Raw genomic sequence first — 15,518 nt, 5'->3', positions numbered from 1 at the left:
AGGGAAGGGGAAAAGCGAGAAGAATCAGATACCTTTAGCATTTAAATGGTGTGACATTTGCCGCTTAGTCACCAGTAAACAAGCAATCAGCGGCAGACATTCAGCGGCGCTCAACGCCGTCGGAATCGTGCAAAAAATAGCCATACGGAATTTGTATGACCCGCGCGCGATCGCCCCACGCGCGGCGTCTTTTAAGCCGGTTTACATTCCGTAAGCACCCGACCAAGGAGGTCAAAAATCCGCTTATCCGCGCACTGGGAGACGTTAAAGCGCATAAAATCACCCGCGTTTTGCAGCTGGCTAAAGGTATTGCCCGGCGCCAGCACCACCCCTTCCTGCAGGCAACGGCGCGAGACGTCGGCGGCATCGGTGCCGGCGGGCAGTTGGCACCATAAGAACATCCCGGCCTGCGGCACCAGGCAGGGCGTAATTCCGAGCGGTTTTAGCTGCTCAACGGTGTCGGTCATCGCCTGCGCCAGCCGCAGCCGCACGGTTTCCCTATGCCGCCGGTAACCGCCGTCGGTCATCGCGGTCAGCAACAGTTCGGCCGCCATGCGACCGCCGCTAAAGCTGGTGGCGATTTTGAAATCGGTCAGGCTCTCAATCCAGTCGGCGCGGCCGGTGATAAACCCGCAGCGCACCGATGCGGTGACGGTTTTTGAAAAGCTGCCGATAAAAATCACCCGCGATAATCCGTCAAACGCGGCCAGTCTTGGCGCGGCAAACACCTCAAGATCGGCAAAAATATCATCCTCGATAATCACCAGATCCGCCGCATCGGCCAGCTTTAGCAGCCGGTGCGCCGTGACCGGAGACAGCGTGGCGCCGGTGGGATTCTGAATGCCCGAATTGGTCAGGTACAGCCTGGGCGCGTGCTGCTGCAACGCCTGACTGAAGGCGGTAAGGTCCGGGCCGGTGGCGGTATAGGGAATGCCGACGACGTTGACCCGATGCGCCTTCAGCAGCGCATGGAAATTGAAGTAACAGGGATCGTCCACCAGCACGGTATCGCCCGGCTCCAACAGGAAGCGGCAAATCAGATCGACCGCCTGGGTGCCGGATTCGGTCAGCAGGATGCGGCTGGCGTCGGTCTCAACGCCTTCCAGCGCCAGCTTGCGCGCCAGAAACTGGCGCATCCCCGCATGGCCCAGCGGCGTGGCGTAATCGGTCAGCAGCGAGGCGTCCGATCTTGCCAGCGTGCGCATCGCCCGACGGATGCCTTCTTCAAACATCCACGAGGCCGGAAGCCAGCCGCAGCCGGGCTTCAGCATGCTGTCATCGGATTCCAGCGACTGGCGGGACATCCACAGCGGATCGATATTTCTGTCGAGACGCGGGCCAATCTGCGCCAAATCCAGCGGGGCCACCGGGCCACTGACGAAAAACCCGGCCCCCGGCCGCGCGAGAATCACATTCTCCGCCGCCAGCCGTTCATAGCCCTCCACCACGGTCGATACCGACACGCCCAGCGTTTTCGCCTGGGCGCGAACCGACGGCAGCCGCGAGCCGGGCAGATAATTTCGGGCGGCAATTTTGCTGCGCACGTCCTGCATCACCATCGCGATACGCGTGAGGTTTTCCGACATCGGGCACTCCAGACTGTAGGGGAAAGTGAACCAGTACAGTTCCTTTGAATTGTACTTGATTGTCTCTGGCCCGGCGGTTCATTTCAATGCTTCAATGCGGCTATCTGCAACAGGGATAACGCGTGACATGAATCTGAAATCAAATGGCTGGATCAACGGTTTTATCGGCATGGTGATTTTCGCCGGATCGCTACCGGCAACCCGCGCGGCGGTGGCCGATCTCGACCCGATTTTCCTCACCTGTGCCCGCGCCACCATTGCCGGATTACTGGGGCTGGCGCTGCTGATGGCTTTCCGCCAGCGGCGGCCTGCGTTGCAGGATCTCGCCTCGCTGGCGGTCACCGCGATGGGCGTGGTCGTGGGGTTCCCGCTGCTGACCGCGCTGGCGGTGCAGCATGTCTCTTCCGCCCATTCAATTGTATTCCTCGGGCTGCTTCCGCTGTGTACCGCCACCTTTGCGGTGCTGCGCGGCGGCGAGCGTCCCCGTCCGGCCTTCTGGCTGTTCTCATTGCTGGGCAGCGCCGCCGTGGCGGGTTATGCGCTGATCGGCAGCGCGCAGGGATCGTTGCGTGGCGATATCTGCATGCTGGCGGCGGTGATCGTCTGTGGTCTGGGCTATGCCGAAGGGGCGCGCTTATCACGCCGGCTCGGCGGCTGGCAGGTGATTTGCTGGGCGCTGGTGCTGTCGCTGCCGCTGATGCTGCCAGCGACATACCTGACGCGTCCCGATTCCTTTGCCAACGTTGGCTTGCCTGCGTGGCTCGGATTTGGCTACGTCTCGGTGTTCAGCATGTTGATTGGCTTTATCTTCTGGTATCGCGGGTTGTCGCAGGGGGGCATTGCGGCGGTCAGCCAGCTGCAGCTGTTTCAGCCCTTTATCGCGCTGGGGCTGGCCGCGCTGCTGCTGCACGAAACCGTCAGCGGGTCGATGCTGCTGGTGACCCTGGCCGCGATTGTCTGCGTGGCGGGCGCGAAGCGATTCGCGGTGTGATAGCCGGGACGGCCGGGCGCTATTCGCTGTCCCGTCCGCGCAGGGCCTGCTCGGTCAGCCACAGACGGGTATCGAACTCCAGCTGGTGATATTCCGGCTCCATATGGCAGCAAAGCTGATAGAACGCCTTGTTGTGATCCTTCTCTTTGATGTGCGCCAGCTCGTGCACCACGATCATCCGCAGAAACGCTTCCGGTGCCTGCTTAAAAATGGTGGCGACGCGGATCTCCGCTTTGGCTTTCAGCTTGCCGCCCTGCACGCGCGAAATGGATGTATGCAGACCGAGCGCATGCTTCATCACTTTTATTTTGCTGTCGTAAATCACTTTGTTCAGCGGCGGCGCTTTGCGTAAGGTCTGGTTCTTTAAATCCAGCGCGTAATCGTACAGCGCTTTATCGCTGGTGATGCCGTGGCTGGTGGGATAGCGCTTCTGCAGCACTTCCCCCAGACGCTGCTGATCGATCAGCGTTCTGACCTGAGAAAGCAGGGATTCGGGGTAACCTTGCAGGTAAATAAGCGACGACATGCTGACTCCAGGAAAGAAAAAAGTTTACTGTTAGCCCGTTTTAGGGGATAAATCGCGGGAATTTTACCACGCCGGAGATCCCATGAGCCAACTCGAACTGAGCCACCGCACGCTGACGCTGCACCGTTTCCCCCAGACGCGCGAAGAGAGCCCGTTACAGGCCTGGGATGCTGCCGATGAATATTTGCTGCAACATATGGCCGATATTCAGACCAATGGCCCCGTTTTCCTGTTCAACGACACCTTCGGCACGCTGGCATGCGGACTGTACGGTGAAGAGCTTTACAGCATCAGCGACTCGGTGATGTGCGAGCTGGCCACGCGTCAGAACCTGAATGAAAACGCGATGGACGAAGGGGACGTGAAGTTTATTAACAGCCTCGCGCCGCTGACCATCACCCCGGCCGTGGTGTTGATCAAGATCCCTAAAACGCTGGCGCTATTAGAGCATCAGTTACGCTCACTGCGCAGCGTGGTCACGCCTGAAACGAAAATTATTGCCGCAGGCAAAGCGAAAGACATTCACACCTCGACGCTGAATCTGTTTGAGCGCGTGCTGGGCGTCACCAAAACCTCGCTGGCGGTGAAAAAAGCGCGTCTGATCTTCTGTGAACCGACGCTGCCGGCGCTGGCTGATGCGCCAGTGACCTCGATCTGGCCGCTGGACGACACGCAATACGAAATCCACAACCATGCCAACGTATTTTCCCGCAGCGGTCTGGATGTGGGCGCGCGCTTCTTTATGGCGAACCTGCCAGAAGGGATTGAAGGCGAGATTGCCGATTTGGGCTGCGGTAACGGCGTGATTGGCCTGACCGCGCTGGATCAGAACCCGGCGGCTGAAGTGCACTTTATCGATGAATCCTGGATGGCGGTTGCTTCCAGCGAGATGAACGTGGAAGTAAACCGCCCGGATGACCTGGATCGCTGCCACTTCTCGGTGAACCATTCACTGGCGGGCTTCCCGTCGAATACCTTCCATGCGGTGCTGTGTAACCCGCCGTTCCATCAGCAGAACACGCTGACCGACTATATTGCCTGGCAGATGATGCGCGACGCCTATCGCTGTCTGCAGGAAGGCGGCGAGCTGCGCGTGGTGGGTAACCGCCATCTGGATTACTACCGCAAAATGAAGAAGCTGTTTGGTAACTGCACCACCGTGGCGTCTAACCAGAAGTTCGTGATCCTGCGTTCGGTGAAGATGCGCTAGCGCTGTTACGACAGACAAAAAAGGTGGCCCCTGTAACGGGCCGCCTTTTTTTATGCGCTTAATCCAGCCTGCGGATCCAGGAAAAACGCTGCTGATAGCCGTGATCGAAGTGGCTGTTGCGGCGGTAGCTGGCCTGCGCTTCCGCCATGCAGTAAGTACATATTTCGCTGAGTTCAATTTGCGCTTCCGGCACCCCTTCGCGCATCGCCATTCGTTTGGCCAGCAGCGGCAGATCGAACCACACTCCGCCGGTGGTGCCTTCAGCCTGTGCGCGCACCGCGTGCGGGTTCGCGGATGGCTTGGGCGAGAAGGCGATCAGCCCGGCCAGATCGTGAGGGTTCTCCTGTTGGATAGCCGCAATGCGCTCGTCACCCAACTCATAACAGCAGGGACCGATCGCCGGGCCAATGGCCATCATCAGGCTGTCCGGCGTGGCGCCGCGTTCGCACAGCCGTCGCAGAGTATTAATCAACACGCCGCCCAGCGCGCCGTTCAGTCCGGCATGGACGGCGGCAACCTGCTTGTGTCGGGTATCGGCAATCAGGATCGGCAGGCAGTCGGCGGTATACACCGCGACGGGCCGCGTGCCGGTGCCAATCAATCCGTCCGCCTGCTGGCTTTTGACCGGCAGCGCCTCGGTGTCCAGCACCACGTTGGGGCTGTGGCGCTGATGGTTATAGATGCTCTCTTCCGGCGGACGCTCACCGGCGGGCAGAAAAGCGTGATCGAGCCAGCTCAGCGAAGAGAGCAGGGGCGAGCGATAGGGTTGCGGCATGTTCCAGTCCTTTACGTCATCAGCAGGCGAACAATCTCTTCACATTACGGGGGAGATGCTACATTTTTAAGGCGTTAATTCGAAAGCCTTTCTATCCCTTTATTCTGGCAGGAGATCACCACTCTTGAAAATGAAAACCACCACCACCTTAAGTGCCGCCGTGCTGATGGCGCTGGCGCTGTCTGGCTGTGCCCCTCACAAACAGGATGCTGCCAACCAGCTGAATCAGCAGTCGGTGATGGCGCTCAACTGGTTCCAGCAGTCGGGTGAGTATCAGGCGCTGGCGTATCAGGCGTTTAATTTTGCCACGCTGGCGTTTGATAACGCCCCGTCGCTGACCGGCAAGCCGAAGGCGGTGATCGTCGATCTGGATGAAACGATGATCGATAACAGCGCCTACAGCGCCTGGCAGGTGAAGGCGAACCAGCCATTTGCCGATAAGAGCTGGTCACAGTGGACCCAGGCAAAACAGGCCACCGCCGTACCGGGCGCGGTGAATTTTGCTAACTACGTTAACAGCCACGGCGGCACCATGTTCTATGTCTCCAACCGCGACAGTAAAGATGCGGCGGCCACGGCGGCAAACCTGACCCGGCTGGGCTTCACCGGGGTGAACGATAAAACCCTGCGCCTGAAGAGCGACAGCTCAAACAAGCAGGCGCGATTTGATGCGATCAAGGCGGAAGGTTACGACGTGGTGCTGTATATCGGCGATAACCTTAACGACTACGGTGCCGCGACCTGGCATCAGGGCAACGCCCAGCGTCGTGCTTTTGTGAACCAGAACAACCGCCTGTTCGGCACGCAGTTTATCATTCTGCCTAACCCGCTGTACGGCGACTGGGAAAGCGGATTGGCTGAAGGCTATAACAAGCTGACGCCAGAGCAGAAGCTGCAAACCCGTGACGCGAATCTGAAGGCGTGGAGCGGCAAATAACCCGCTGAACCGCCTGGCAGGATCGGCTCTGCCAGGCCCGTAAAACGCCGGGGTTTAGATTGACAGCGCCAGCTGGGTGCCCTGCGCAATCGCGCGGCGGGCATCCAGCTCCATCGCCACATCCGCACCGCCAATAATATGCACTGGCTTGCCCAGACGGGTGAGCGACGCCTCCAGCTGACGGTTAGGCTCCTGACCGGCGCAAATCACCACGTTATCGACTGCCAGCAGCAGCGGCTCGCCGTCACGCAGAATATGCAGGCCGCGGTCATCAATCTTCAGATACTGCACGCCGCCCCACATTTTCACCGCCCGCATCTGCAGGCTGGCGCGATGGATCCAGCCGGTGGTTTTACCCAGCCCGGTCCCCGGTTTGCCGGGCTTGCGCTGCAATAACCAGATCTGCCGTTCCGCCGTCGGCAGCACCGGGGCGACCAGTCCGCCGGGCTGTTGCAGGGTCCGATCGATGCCCCATTCCTGGCAAAAGGCGGCAATATCCAGGCTGGTGGACGGCCCGTGTTGGCTGAGGTATTCGGCGGTATCGAAGCCAATTCCGCCTGCGCCGATCAGCGCCACGCGTGTGCCAATCGGCTTCTTATCGCGCAATACGTCCAGATAGCTGAGCACGGAAGGGTGATCCAGGCCGGGAATGTCCGGCAGGCGCGGGGTGACGCCGGTCGCCAGCACGATCTCATCAAATTCGGTCAGCCGATCCGCCGTGGCGGCTTCATTCAGCCTCAGGGTGACGCCGGTCAGCGCCAGCTGGCGACGGTAGTAACGCAGTGTTTCGCTGAACTCCTCTTTGCCGGGGATCTGCCGGGCGATATTGAACTGGCCGCCAACCTCGGACGCGCGGTCAAACAGCGTCACCTGATGGCCGCGCGCAGCGGCATTGACCGCAAAAGACAGCCCCGCCGGGCCTGCGCCAATCACCGCCAGTCGCTTCACGCTCTGCGTTGGCATGACCGGCATCTCGGTTTCATGGCAGGCGCGTGGATTCACCAGGCAGGAGGTGATTTTGCCGGCGAAGATCTGATCCAGACAGGCCTGATTACAGCCGATACAGGTATTGATCCGATCGCTGTGCCCGGCGCGGGCCTTGCTGACCCACTGCGCATCGGCGAGGAACGGCCGCGCCATGGAAATCATATCCGCACAGCCCTCATCCAGCAGGGCTTGCGCCACGTCAGGATGATTAATGCGGTTGGTGGCGATCAGCGGAATGCTCAGGTGCTGGCGAAGTTCCCGGGTGACCCAGCCAAACGCGCCGCGCGGCACCGAAGTGGCGATGGTGGGGATCCGCGCTTCGTGCCAGCCGATGCCGGTGTTGATCAGGCTGGCACCGGCGCGCTCAATGGCTTTCGCCAGCCGGATGCTCTGCGGCAGGGTGTTGCCCTGTTCGACCAAATCCAGCATCGACAGGCGGAAGATAATGATAAATTCCCGGCCCACCGCTTCCCGCACCGCCTTAACAATCTCCACCGCAAAGCGCATGCGGCGGCTGTCATCACCGCCCCAATCGTCCTGGCGCTGGTTGGTGCGTGCCGCCAGAAACTGGTTAATCAGATAGCCTTCCGATCCCATGATCTCGACGCCGTCATACCCGGCCTCTTTCGCCAGCGCGGCGCAGTGCGCAAAGTCGCCGATCAACGCCAGAATATCGTCGCCATTAAGCTCATGCGGCTTAAACGGGTTAATTGGGGCCTGCAGCGGCGAAGGGGCAACCAGCGAAGGCTGATAGCTGTAGCGTCCGGCATGCAGGATTTGCAGCGCGATTTTGCCGCCGGCCTGATGCACCGCGTCGGTGACCGGGCGATGATGCGCCAGCTGATCCGCATGATTGAGCACCGACGCGCCGGCCATCACCACGCCTTCCGCCGACGGCGCAATGCCCCCGGTAACAATCAGCGCCACGCCCGCCGCCGCGCGTTCGGCATAGAAAGCAGCCAGACGGCGCGGCCCGTCCGGGTGCTCTTCCAGCCCGGTATGCATGGAGCCCATCAGCACGCGGTTCTTCAACTGGGTAAAACCCAAATCAAGCGGAGAGAACAAGGAAGTGTTCATAAGACCCTGAAAGTGAGTGGTCGGATGAGTGCTACTGTAGCGATGAAAAGCCCATTGTTAAAGTGTTGTTAACCGGAGTGTGATGTGCCGCCAGGTATTGCGCTTTTTCAGCGGCGCAGCGCGAAAGAAGCAGCTACACCTAATGCATCCTCTGACTCTTTTCTTCAAGGAATTAGCATGCCTGTAACCATCATAGCGGTTGGCGTGATCCTGCTTCTGGTGCTGATGATCGTCTTCAAAGTGAATGGCTTTATTGCGTTGGTGTTTGTCTCGGCGGTGGTCGGCGTGGCGGAAGGCATGACGCCGCTGGCGGTGGTGGCCTCGATCCAAAAAGGCATCGGCGGCACGCTGGGCAGCCTGGCGATGATCCTCGGGTTTGGTGCCATGCTCGGCAGGCTGGTATCCGATACCGGCGCGGCGCAGCGGGTGGCTACCACGCTGATTGCCGCCTTCGGCAAAAAGCATCTGCAATGGGCGCTGGTGGTCACCGGGCTGATTGTCGGTCTGGCGATGTTCTATGAGGTGGGCTTCGTGCTGTTACTGCCGCTGGTGTTTACCATCGTGGCGGCGGCGCAGATGCCGCTGCTGTATGTCGGCGTGCCGATGGTCGCCGCCCTGTCGGTGACCCACTGCTTCCTGCCGCCGCACCCGGGCCCGACGGCGATCGCCACCATCTTTGGCGCCAATATCGGCACCACGCTGCTGTACGGGCTGATCATTACCATTCCGACGGTGATCGTCGCCGGGCCGATTTTCTCGCGCTTCCTGAAAAGCTTCGAGCGCGAACCGCCGGAAGGCCTGTTCAATCCGAAGATCTTCGAAGAACATGAAATGCCGGGCTTCTGGATCAGCATCTTTGCGGCGGTGATCCCGGTGATCCTGATGGCCATCGCCGCGATCTGCGAGCTGACCATGCCGAAAGAGAATGCGCTGCGTCAGTTCTTTGAATTTATTGGTAATCCCGCCGTGGCGCTGTTTATCTCGGTAGTGGTGGCGGTGCTGACGCTGGGCCTGCGCAACGGCCGTAAGATGGAAGAGGTGATGGAGATGTGCGGCAGCTCAATTGCCGCCATCGCCATGATTGTCTTTATCATCGCCGGCGGCGGGGCGTTCAAGCAGGTGCTGGTCGACAGCGGCGTCGGCAACTATATCGCTGACCTGATGAAAGGCTCGTCGCTGTCGCCGCTGCTGATGTGCTGGACCGTGGCGGCAATGCTGCGCGTGGCGCTGGGATCGGCCACCGTGGCGGCGATCACCACCGCCGGGATTGTTACGCCGATTATCGCCATCACCCATACCGATCCTGCGCTGATGGTGCTGGCGGTGGGATCCGGCAGCGTGATCGCCTCACACGTCAACGATCCGGGCTTCTGGCTGTTTAAGGGCTACTTCAATTTGACCGTGGTGGAAACGCTGAAAACCTGGACGGTGATGGAAACGCTGATCTCATTCCTCGGCCTCGGCGGGGTGTTGATCTTAAACGCCATTATTCACTGATGATGACTGCCCGATCTCCCCTCGGTGGGGCGATCGGGCAGCCCCCCTAAGGCTTATCCCCCTGGCCATACACCGGCGGCGAGGCGAGTTTCGCTTCCTGCCGACGTTCAGCCACCTGCTTTGCGGTCGCCGACGCCGCCGCCGGATTGCCGAACTCGCGGCTGACAAAGTTGGCGACATCGGCCACCTGTTCATCGCTCAGTTCCGGGGCAAACGGCGGCATAAACACTTCGCCCTGGCTCATCTTGCGGTGGACGCCGTTCAGCACCACCGAAATCAGATTGCGGCTGTCCCACGCGCCGGTGGTGGTGTGGTGGCTGAGCGAAGGATAGGCGCCAAAGCCCTGACCCGATCCGCCGCCCGACGCACCGTGGCAGCTGGCACAGTTGCCGGCAAACACCACCGCGCCGGCGTTCTCACGGCGCCAGGCGTCAGAGCTTCCCCGCAGCTGGCTGACGGTGGCGGTGGGCTGCCCCCAGTCATCGCGTGGTTTGGTCTGCTTATCATCGCCAACCGGCTTCACGCTGCGCAGGTACAGCGCGATATCCTGCAGATCGCTGTCCGGCAGATATTGCAGGCTGTGCTCAACGGCTTCCGCCATCGGCCCGGAGGCGCTGGCGCGTCCGGCGACAAAGCCGGTTTTCAGGTAGGTGACCAGCTGCTTTTCGCTCCAGTTACCGATACCGGCGTTTTTATCCGGCGTGATGTTCCACGCCATCCAGCCGCCCAGATCGCCGCCGGACAGCGGGCTGCCATTATCCATGCCTTTGGTGATATTACGCGGCGTATGGCAGGTGCCGCAGTGCGCCAGCGCTTCCACCAGATAGCGGCCGTTGTTCCACTGCGGGCTTTGCGCCGGATCGGGCTTAAGCGCGCCTTTATCCAGGTTCAGCCATTTCCAGAAGCGCAGTCCCCAGCGCTGGTTGTACGGGAAGCCGAGCTGGGTTTCCGGCGAGGCGACATGCACGGCGGGCAAGGCCAGCAGGTACGCGCGGATCGCCAGCACATCTTCGCGGCGCATTTTGCTGAAGGCGTCGTACGGCATCGCCGGATAAAGCTGCTTACCGCCTTTGCCAACGCCGTCGCGCACCGCCGCAACAAATTCGTCCTCGCTCCAGCTACCGATGCCGTACTCGGGATCGGAGGAAATATTGGTGCCGTAAATCTGCCCGAACGGCGTGCTGACCGCAAAGCCGCCGCCAAAGGGTTTGCCGTTGGTCGCCGTGTGGCAGGCCGAGCAGTCAGCCGCCGTTGCCAGGTATTTGCCGCGCGCGATCTGGGCCGGATCGGCATGAGCGGCAGCGCAGACCGCCGCAGTCAGGGAGAGTGCCAGCAGGGTGCGCTTCATGCGGTGGCCCCCAGGCTTTTCAGCACCGTATCGGCCATCCGCAGTGCCAGCGCGGTGCCGGTCAGCGTGGAGTTCACCGTCGAGGCTGACGGCATAATGCCGGTGCCGGCGATATACAGATTCGGGTGATCGTGGGTGCGACAGTCCGCATCCACCACCGAATCTTTCGGATCGCTGCCCATGATCATCGTGCCGGTAATATGCTGATTGTTATCGTAAACGCCGCGCTTGCTGTACACCGCTTCCGTGCCGCCCATCTCTGCCACCATCTTTTTAAAATCCTGCATCGACTGGTCATAGCCACGGTGAACGTAGTCGGGGAAGCGGTAATAGACTTCCAGCCGCGGGATGCCCCAGGCATCCTTTTCGGTTTTGCTCAGCACCACGCGGTTTTCCGGTTCCGGCAGCATCTCCAGCAGGCATTTCAGCTGCACAAAACGTTCGGCCTGCCAGCGCAGCTTGTCGTTCAGTGCCCGACCATAGAAGCCCTGTTTCACCAGCCGTTCGGTGAGATAGCGCACCGGCGAGGTGTTCGCCAGATCGACACGCAACGCCGAACGCTCCTTGCGGAAGTCACCATCACGCAGGTTGTTGATGCTGCCAGGCCGCATCGGCCCACGGCCAAACCACACCGGCTCGTCGGCATAAAATTCAACGGACGAACCCGGATGATCCATCAGGTTGCGGCCGACCATGCCGGAGCTGTTGGCGATGCCGTTGGGATAGCGGTCGCTGGTGGAGAGCAGCAGCAGTTTCGGACTTTCAATGCCGTTGGCGGTCAGTACGAACTGCTTGCCGGTGACCCGATGGCTGGCTTTATGGCGGTCGAGGTAATGCACCGCCTGGATCACGCCTTTGTCGTCGGCCTCAATCTTGTAGACCACCGCGTTGGCGATGATTTTCACCCCGGCATCCAGCGCCTTCCGCGCCGAAATGCCGCCGTGATACTGCGCGTCAATCGGGCAGACCGGCATACAGTTGTTGTTGCCGCAGCAGGCCGGGCGGCCATCGTAAGGAATGCTGTTGCGCGCCTGCGGGCCAATCCCCACGTCGTAGCCCAGCGGCGCCAGACGGGCTTTCAGCCGCTCAAAGCCGTAAGGCAGCGGAATGCCGGGCAGTGGATAGGGACGCGAACGCGGCGAGTTGAGATCGTCATCGCCCGACACGCCCATCTGGGCTTCCGCATCGCAGTAATAAGGTTCCAGATCTTCATAGCTCAGCGGCCAGTCGCGGCCGACGCCGTATAGCGTGTTGAGGCGGAAATCGTTGGGCAGCAGGCGAAACGCCTGACCCGCCCAGTGCCAGGTGGTGCCGCCGGTGCCGCGCAGGTATTGCGCACGATATGGATCCGGCCCTTTCTGGATCAGATAGTGATTATCCACCGGGATAAATTTGGGCTGCGGTGCCCAGGGCTCTGGCGGATAGGGTTCGGTGAAATCGCCCTTAAACGGCGAGTGACGGAAATACTCCACTGCCTGGTCCCGTTTGATTTCCGGGCCGGATTCCAGCATCAGCACCGAAACGCCCGCCTTGACCATTTTCAGGGCGGCCAGCGAACCGGCAATCCCGGCGCCAATCACCACCACATCTGCGCTTACATTCTCAGCCATGTGCAATGCTCTCCTTGCCTGGCGGTTGCGTCCAGAAGTTGGCTTCACCCGGCGCATAGCTCGGAGGAAGCAACGAGGTCTGAACCACGCGATAACTGACGATATTTTCAAACGCCACGCATTCCGGCTTCTGGCGGTTCACCACGCCGAGATACCAGCCGGAAACCAGCGTCTGATAGAGTTCCTGTACCGCCGCCGGCTGGTCAGCCATCGCCGCCAGCAGCGCATCGCCCTGCAGCGCAGGCTGGCGATGAAGCAGGTCGGTCAGGCCGTTTAGCTGGTTGTCTAATCCATCGATCCGCTGATGTAGCCAGCTGTACAGGCGCTGCGCCAGCAGTGCATCAGGCCGATCCATGCCGGTCAGCGTTTGCGACAGCGAGACAAAATTTGCGGGCACCGTAATGGCCGACGCCAGCGGCGCGCGGGCAAATGCGGGCAGCCACTGGCTCAACGCGCCAGCAACCAACAGGCCCGTCGAGCCGACTAACAGTCGGCGACGTGTAAGCGACATAAGGTGAAATCCTTTGCGGGTTGCGCCTAGTTGAGCGCGGTAGCGGCCGACTCTGAGGCCTGATTATCCAGTTCCTGTTTGGGGGTGCTGACGCCAACCGCACCGACAATCTCACCGTGCAGGGTCAGCGGGAAGCCACCGCCAAGGGCGACCGCCTGCGGGATTGCCAGCACGGTGGTTTCGCCCTGCTGCAGACGCTGCATAAACTTCAGCGACGGCGCGTGGTACAGCGCGGAGGTGCGGGCTTTGCCGATTGAAGCGTTCACGCAGCCCGGCGGCGCGTTATCAAAACGCTGGAAGGCGATCAGTAAGCCACTGGCATCGACCACCGCCACACAGCCGGTGCTTTTGGCGGTAGCAAGGCTGTGTTTGACGTGGTTGAGCACCTGGTCAGCCTGGGCGGCATTCAGGCCTGCGGCGGCGCAGGATGCTGCCGAGGCCAGCAACAGGCTCGAGGCGAAAAATAACGTTTTCATATCAGTCCTTAACGTAAATCCGGTCCAGCGTCTGCTGCCAGACAAAGGGGGTAAGCTGTTGATAGTTGAGGTCACGTTGCGCCAGCGCATCGACCAGCCCTTGCTGTGTGGTGACGATGCCCTGGCTCATCGCCGGAACCACGTTGACGTCCTGCAGGGTTTGCACCACTTCGCGCATCTCTTCTGCGCGGCGCTGGCCGTGCTCAGCCACCCGGCTAATCAGGTAATCCGGCAGGGCGGCATTCCAGCCCAGCGACGGGAAGCTGGCATGCAGCGAGTCCAGCACCGCCTGCTCCACACCGTACTGACGGGCGGCGCTCAGGCATTCGGTGGTCAGCGCTTCCAGCCCTTTGATCATCACGCTGCGGCACATTTTGATCGCGGAGGCTTCGCCCACGTCGCGGCTGCGGTACTGGCTGTTCATTCCCAGCGAGCGCAGCGTGACGTTCAGGGCTTCCGCCGTTTTACCGCCAATCAGCAGCGGCGTTTTCAGCCCCGCCGGTGGCACCGGGGCCATCACCGCCACATCGATATAGTCCGCGCCACGGGCCTCAATCAGCTCGGCGGCCGCCAGTTTGGTGGCCGGTGCCACCGAGTTCATGTCGAGGAAGGTCTGGCCGGGGTGCAGATCGGCGGCGGCGGCCATCGCCACGTTCAGCGCTTCAGAAGCGGTGACGGCAGAGAAGATCAGTTCGGCCCCCTGCAAGGCATCGCCCAGCGAGCGCGCCACGCGCACCCCCGCGCTATCGGCTTTCTCCACCATCGCCGCGCGGTATTCGGCGCGATCGAACTTGCGGTCCCACACGGTGACCTCGGCCTGTTTCGCCAGCGCCGCGGCGAGGATGCCGCCCGCTTCACCAAAGCCAATAAAGGTCATTTTTGTCATTACAGCGTCTCCTGTGATGAGGAAAGCGGCCAGACGGATGCCGGGATCATCACCTCACCGGCAAAAATCAGTCTGGCGGTGCGCAGCAGTCCGGCGCCGGTCAGCTGTTGCTGTTCATCGCGCTGCAACAGCACGCTGAATTCGCCGCCGGGATGCTCGACGCTCAGCCGCTGATCGCGTGCGGTGCCGACCCGGGCGAGCCCGTTGGCGACGCTGCCCGCCACCAGGCAGGCGCTGGCCACGCTCACCGCGCCCAGCACGCCAATCGAGGCGTGGCAGCGGTGCGGAATAAAGGTGCGGCTGTTGAGGGTGCCGCCCTGTCGTGGTTCCGACAGCAGCGTCATCTTCGGCACGGTGCGCTGGCTGACGTCGCCCAGATTCATTAACGGACCGGCCTGCAGGCGGATGGATTCCAGCCGCTGCTTCAGTTCAGCGTCGTTGTCCAGCTGCTCGCGGCTCTCGTAGCCGGTGCGGCCCAGATCGGCGGCCCGCAACAGCACCACCGGCATGCCGTTATCGATGCAGGTCACTTCGATGCCGTCGAAGACATTGCGCGGCTGGCCGGTGGGCAGCAGCGATCCACAGCTGGATCCGGCGATATCGCTGAAATTCAGCACTACTTCCGCCGCCGTGCCCGGCACGCCGTCGATCTTCAGATCGCCGTCGTAGCAGACTTCGCCGTCTGGCGTGGCGATCTGCGCGACCGCAATCTGCCCGGTGTTCTGCATAAAGATCCGCACTTCGGTAAGCGGATCGCCGGCCTTAACCAGCCCGCGCTCGATGGCAAACGGACCGACCGCCGCCAGCACGTTGCCGCAGTTCTGGCCGTAATCGACGATGGCCTTGTCGACGTTGACCTGGGCAAACAGGTAATCGACATCGGCATCGGCGCGTTCGGATCGCCGGACGATCGCCACTTTGCTGGTCAGCGGATCGGCACCGCCCAGCCCGTCGATCTGACGGCTGTCCGGCGATCCCATCAGCGCCAGCAGCACGCGATCGCGCAGATCCGCGTCTGCAGGCAGATCGTTGGCCAGCAGGCAGGCGGCTTTTGAGGTTCCCCCGCGCATCAGCAGGCAGGGCAGGCGGCGCTGGCGCATA

At 61.3% G+C, this 15,518-nt stretch carries 14 protein-coding genes; 4 read left to right on the top strand and 10 right to left on the bottom strand.

The annotated features are described in order from the left end of the window. Nucleotides 1–191 precede the first annotated feature (191 nt). Nucleotides 192–1,586, bottom strand: coding sequence for an aminotransferase-like domain-containing protein (locus AC1UKS_RS19515; RefSeq protein ID WP_482434925.1), 1,395 nt, complete (start codon nucleotides 1,584–1,586; stop codon nucleotides 192–194). 127 nt (nucleotides 1,587–1,713) lie between these two features. On the opposite strand from AC1UKS_RS19515, the gene AC1UKS_RS19510 reads away from it, so the two are divergent. Then, the gene (locus tag AC1UKS_RS19510) at nucleotides 1,714–2,577 is read left to right on the top strand and encodes a DMT family transporter (RefSeq protein ID WP_482434924.1); all 864 of its coding nucleotides are present in this window, start codon (nucleotides 1,714–1,716) and stop codon (nucleotides 2,575–2,577) included. Nucleotides 2,578–2,596: 19 nt separating this feature from the next. Here the strand turns inward: AC1UKS_RS19510 and AC1UKS_RS19505 are convergent, their stop codons facing one another. Next, on the bottom strand, nucleotides 2,597–3,103 hold the full coding sequence (locus AC1UKS_RS19505; protein ID WP_265911472.1) for a M48 metallopeptidase family protein: 507 nt from the start codon (nucleotides 3,101–3,103) through the stop codon (nucleotides 2,597–2,599). A gap of 82 nt (nucleotides 3,104–3,185) precedes the next feature. Between AC1UKS_RS19505 and rlmG the strand changes: the two genes are divergently transcribed. Beyond that, entirely contained in the window at nucleotides 3,186–4,313 is a 1,128-nt protein-coding gene (gene rlmG / locus AC1UKS_RS19500; RefSeq protein ID WP_265911471.1) for a 23S rRNA (guanine(1835)-N(2))-methyltransferase RlmG, read from the top strand. A gap of 58 nt (nucleotides 4,314–4,371) precedes the next feature. Here rlmG and AC1UKS_RS19495 read toward each other — a convergent pair whose 3' ends face one another. Continuing rightward, nucleotides 4,372–5,088, bottom strand: a complete 717-nt coding sequence (locus tag AC1UKS_RS19495) for a purine nucleoside phosphorylase YfiH/LACC1 family protein (RefSeq protein ID WP_482434923.1) — start codon at nucleotides 5,086–5,088, stop codon at nucleotides 4,372–4,374. A gap of 130 nt (nucleotides 5,089–5,218) precedes the next feature. Between AC1UKS_RS19495 and AC1UKS_RS19490 the strand changes: the two genes are divergently transcribed. Continuing rightward, nucleotides 5,219–6,025, top strand: a complete 807-nt coding sequence (locus tag AC1UKS_RS19490; RefSeq protein WP_482437051.1) for a 5'-nucleotidase, lipoprotein e(P4) family — start codon at nucleotides 5,219–5,221, stop codon at nucleotides 6,023–6,025. 54 nt (nucleotides 6,026–6,079) lie between these two features. On the opposite strand, the gene AC1UKS_RS19485 is transcribed toward AC1UKS_RS19490, so the two are convergent. Next, nucleotides 6,080–8,089, bottom strand: a complete 2,010-nt coding sequence (locus AC1UKS_RS19485) for a 2,4-dienoyl-CoA reductase FMN-binding domain-containing protein (protein ID WP_482434921.1) — start codon at nucleotides 8,087–8,089, stop codon at nucleotides 6,080–6,082. A 177-nt stretch (nucleotides 8,090–8,266) separates the two neighbouring features. On the opposite strand from AC1UKS_RS19485, the gene AC1UKS_RS19480 reads away from it, so the two are divergent. Then, on the top strand, nucleotides 8,267–9,586 hold the full coding sequence (locus AC1UKS_RS19480) for a gluconate:H+ symporter (RefSeq protein WP_013200564.1): 1,320 nt from the start codon (nucleotides 8,267–8,269) through the stop codon (nucleotides 9,584–9,586). 46 nt (nucleotides 9,587–9,632) lie between these two features. Here AC1UKS_RS19480 and AC1UKS_RS19475 read toward each other — a convergent pair whose 3' ends face one another. From AC1UKS_RS19475 to AC1UKS_RS19450, 6 genes are read right to left on the bottom strand one after another with little or no spacing between them, the layout of a single operon-like run. Continuing rightward, nucleotides 9,633–10,934, bottom strand: coding sequence for a c-type cytochrome (locus tag AC1UKS_RS19475; protein ID WP_482434920.1), 1,302 nt, complete (start codon nucleotides 10,932–10,934; stop codon nucleotides 9,633–9,635). Next, entirely contained in the window at nucleotides 10,931–12,544 is a 1,614-nt protein-coding gene (locus tag AC1UKS_RS19470; RefSeq protein ID WP_482434919.1) for a GMC family oxidoreductase, read from the bottom strand. The genes AC1UKS_RS19475 and AC1UKS_RS19470 overlap by 4 nt, the downstream gene beginning before the upstream one ends. Further along, nucleotides 12,537–13,055: a sugar dehydrogenase complex small subunit gene (locus AC1UKS_RS19465; RefSeq protein WP_482434918.1), complete on the bottom strand. Its 519-nt coding sequence runs from the start codon at nucleotides 13,053–13,055 to the stop codon at nucleotides 12,537–12,539. Before AC1UKS_RS19465 ends, AC1UKS_RS19470 begins: the two co-directional genes overlap by 8 nt. 26 nt (nucleotides 13,056–13,081) lie before the next feature. Further along, the gene (locus tag AC1UKS_RS19460; protein ID WP_482434917.1) at nucleotides 13,082–13,531 is read right to left on the bottom strand and encodes a GlcG/HbpS family heme-binding protein; all 450 of its coding nucleotides are present in this window, start codon (nucleotides 13,529–13,531) and stop codon (nucleotides 13,082–13,084) included. A gap of 1 nt (nucleotide 13,532) precedes the next feature. After that, the gene (locus AC1UKS_RS19455; RefSeq protein ID WP_482434916.1) at nucleotides 13,533–14,417 is read right to left on the bottom strand and encodes an NAD(P)-dependent oxidoreductase; all 885 of its coding nucleotides are present in this window, start codon (nucleotides 14,415–14,417) and stop codon (nucleotides 13,533–13,535) included. Beyond that, nucleotides 14,417–15,517, bottom strand: a complete 1,101-nt coding sequence (locus tag AC1UKS_RS19450; RefSeq protein WP_482434914.1) for a 4-oxalomesaconate tautomerase — start codon at nucleotides 15,515–15,517, stop codon at nucleotides 14,417–14,419. The genes AC1UKS_RS19455 and AC1UKS_RS19450 overlap by 1 nt, the downstream gene beginning before the upstream one ends. Nucleotide 15,518 lies beyond the last annotated feature (1 nt).

The organism is Erwinia sp. AK-PDG3-5, assembly GCF_056821705.1.
Note: the sequence above shows the minus strand (reverse complement) of the source record. Positions and strands in the feature narration are given on the sequence as shown.

Excerpts from the sequence above, each read along its gene's own strand:
- AC1UKS_RS19490 (WP_482437051.1), top strand. The coding sequence starts at position 5,219 with ATGAAAACCACCACCACCTTAAGTGCCGCCGTGCTGATGGCGCTGGCG.
- AC1UKS_RS19475 (WP_482434920.1), bottom strand. The coding sequence starts at position 10,934 with ATGAAGCGCACCCTGCTGGCACTCTCCCTGACTGCGGCGGTCTGCGCT.
- AC1UKS_RS19510 (WP_482434924.1), top strand. The coding sequence starts at position 1,714 with ATGAATCTGAAATCAAATGGCTGGATCAACGGTTTTATCGGCATGGTG.
- AC1UKS_RS19505 (WP_265911472.1), bottom strand. The coding sequence starts at position 3,103 with ATGTCGTCGCTTATTTACCTGCAAGGTTACCCCGAATCCCTGCTTTCT.
- AC1UKS_RS19515 (WP_482434925.1), bottom strand. The coding sequence starts at position 1,586 with ATGTCGGAAAACCTCACGCGTATCGCGATGGTGATGCAGGACGTGCGC.
- AC1UKS_RS19470 (WP_482434919.1), bottom strand. The coding sequence starts at position 12,544 with ATGGCTGAGAATGTAAGCGCAGATGTGGTGGTGATTGGCGCCGGGATT.
- AC1UKS_RS19450 (WP_482434914.1), bottom strand. The coding sequence starts at position 15,517 with ATGCGCCAGCGCCGCCTGCCCTGCCTGCTGATGCGCGGGGGAACCTCA.
- AC1UKS_RS19460 (WP_482434917.1), bottom strand. The coding sequence starts at position 13,531 with ATGAAAACGTTATTTTTCGCCTCGAGCCTGTTGCTGGCCTCGGCAGCA.
- AC1UKS_RS19465 (WP_482434918.1), bottom strand. The coding sequence starts at position 13,055 with ATGTCGCTTACACGTCGCCGACTGTTAGTCGGCTCGACGGGCCTGTTG.
- AC1UKS_RS19480 (WP_013200564.1), top strand. The coding sequence starts at position 8,267 with ATGCCTGTAACCATCATAGCGGTTGGCGTGATCCTGCTTCTGGTGCTG.
- AC1UKS_RS19455 (WP_482434916.1), bottom strand. The coding sequence starts at position 14,417 with ATGACAAAAATGACCTTTATTGGCTTTGGTGAAGCGGGCGGCATCCTC.
- AC1UKS_RS19485 (WP_482434921.1), bottom strand. The coding sequence starts at position 8,089 with ATGAACACTTCCTTGTTCTCTCCGCTTGATTTGGGTTTTACCCAGTTG.
- AC1UKS_RS19495 (WP_482434923.1), bottom strand. The coding sequence starts at position 5,088 with ATGCCGCAACCCTATCGCTCGCCCCTGCTCTCTTCGCTGAGCTGGCTC.
- rlmG (WP_265911471.1), top strand. The coding sequence starts at position 3,186 with ATGAGCCAACTCGAACTGAGCCACCGCACGCTGACGCTGCACCGTTTC.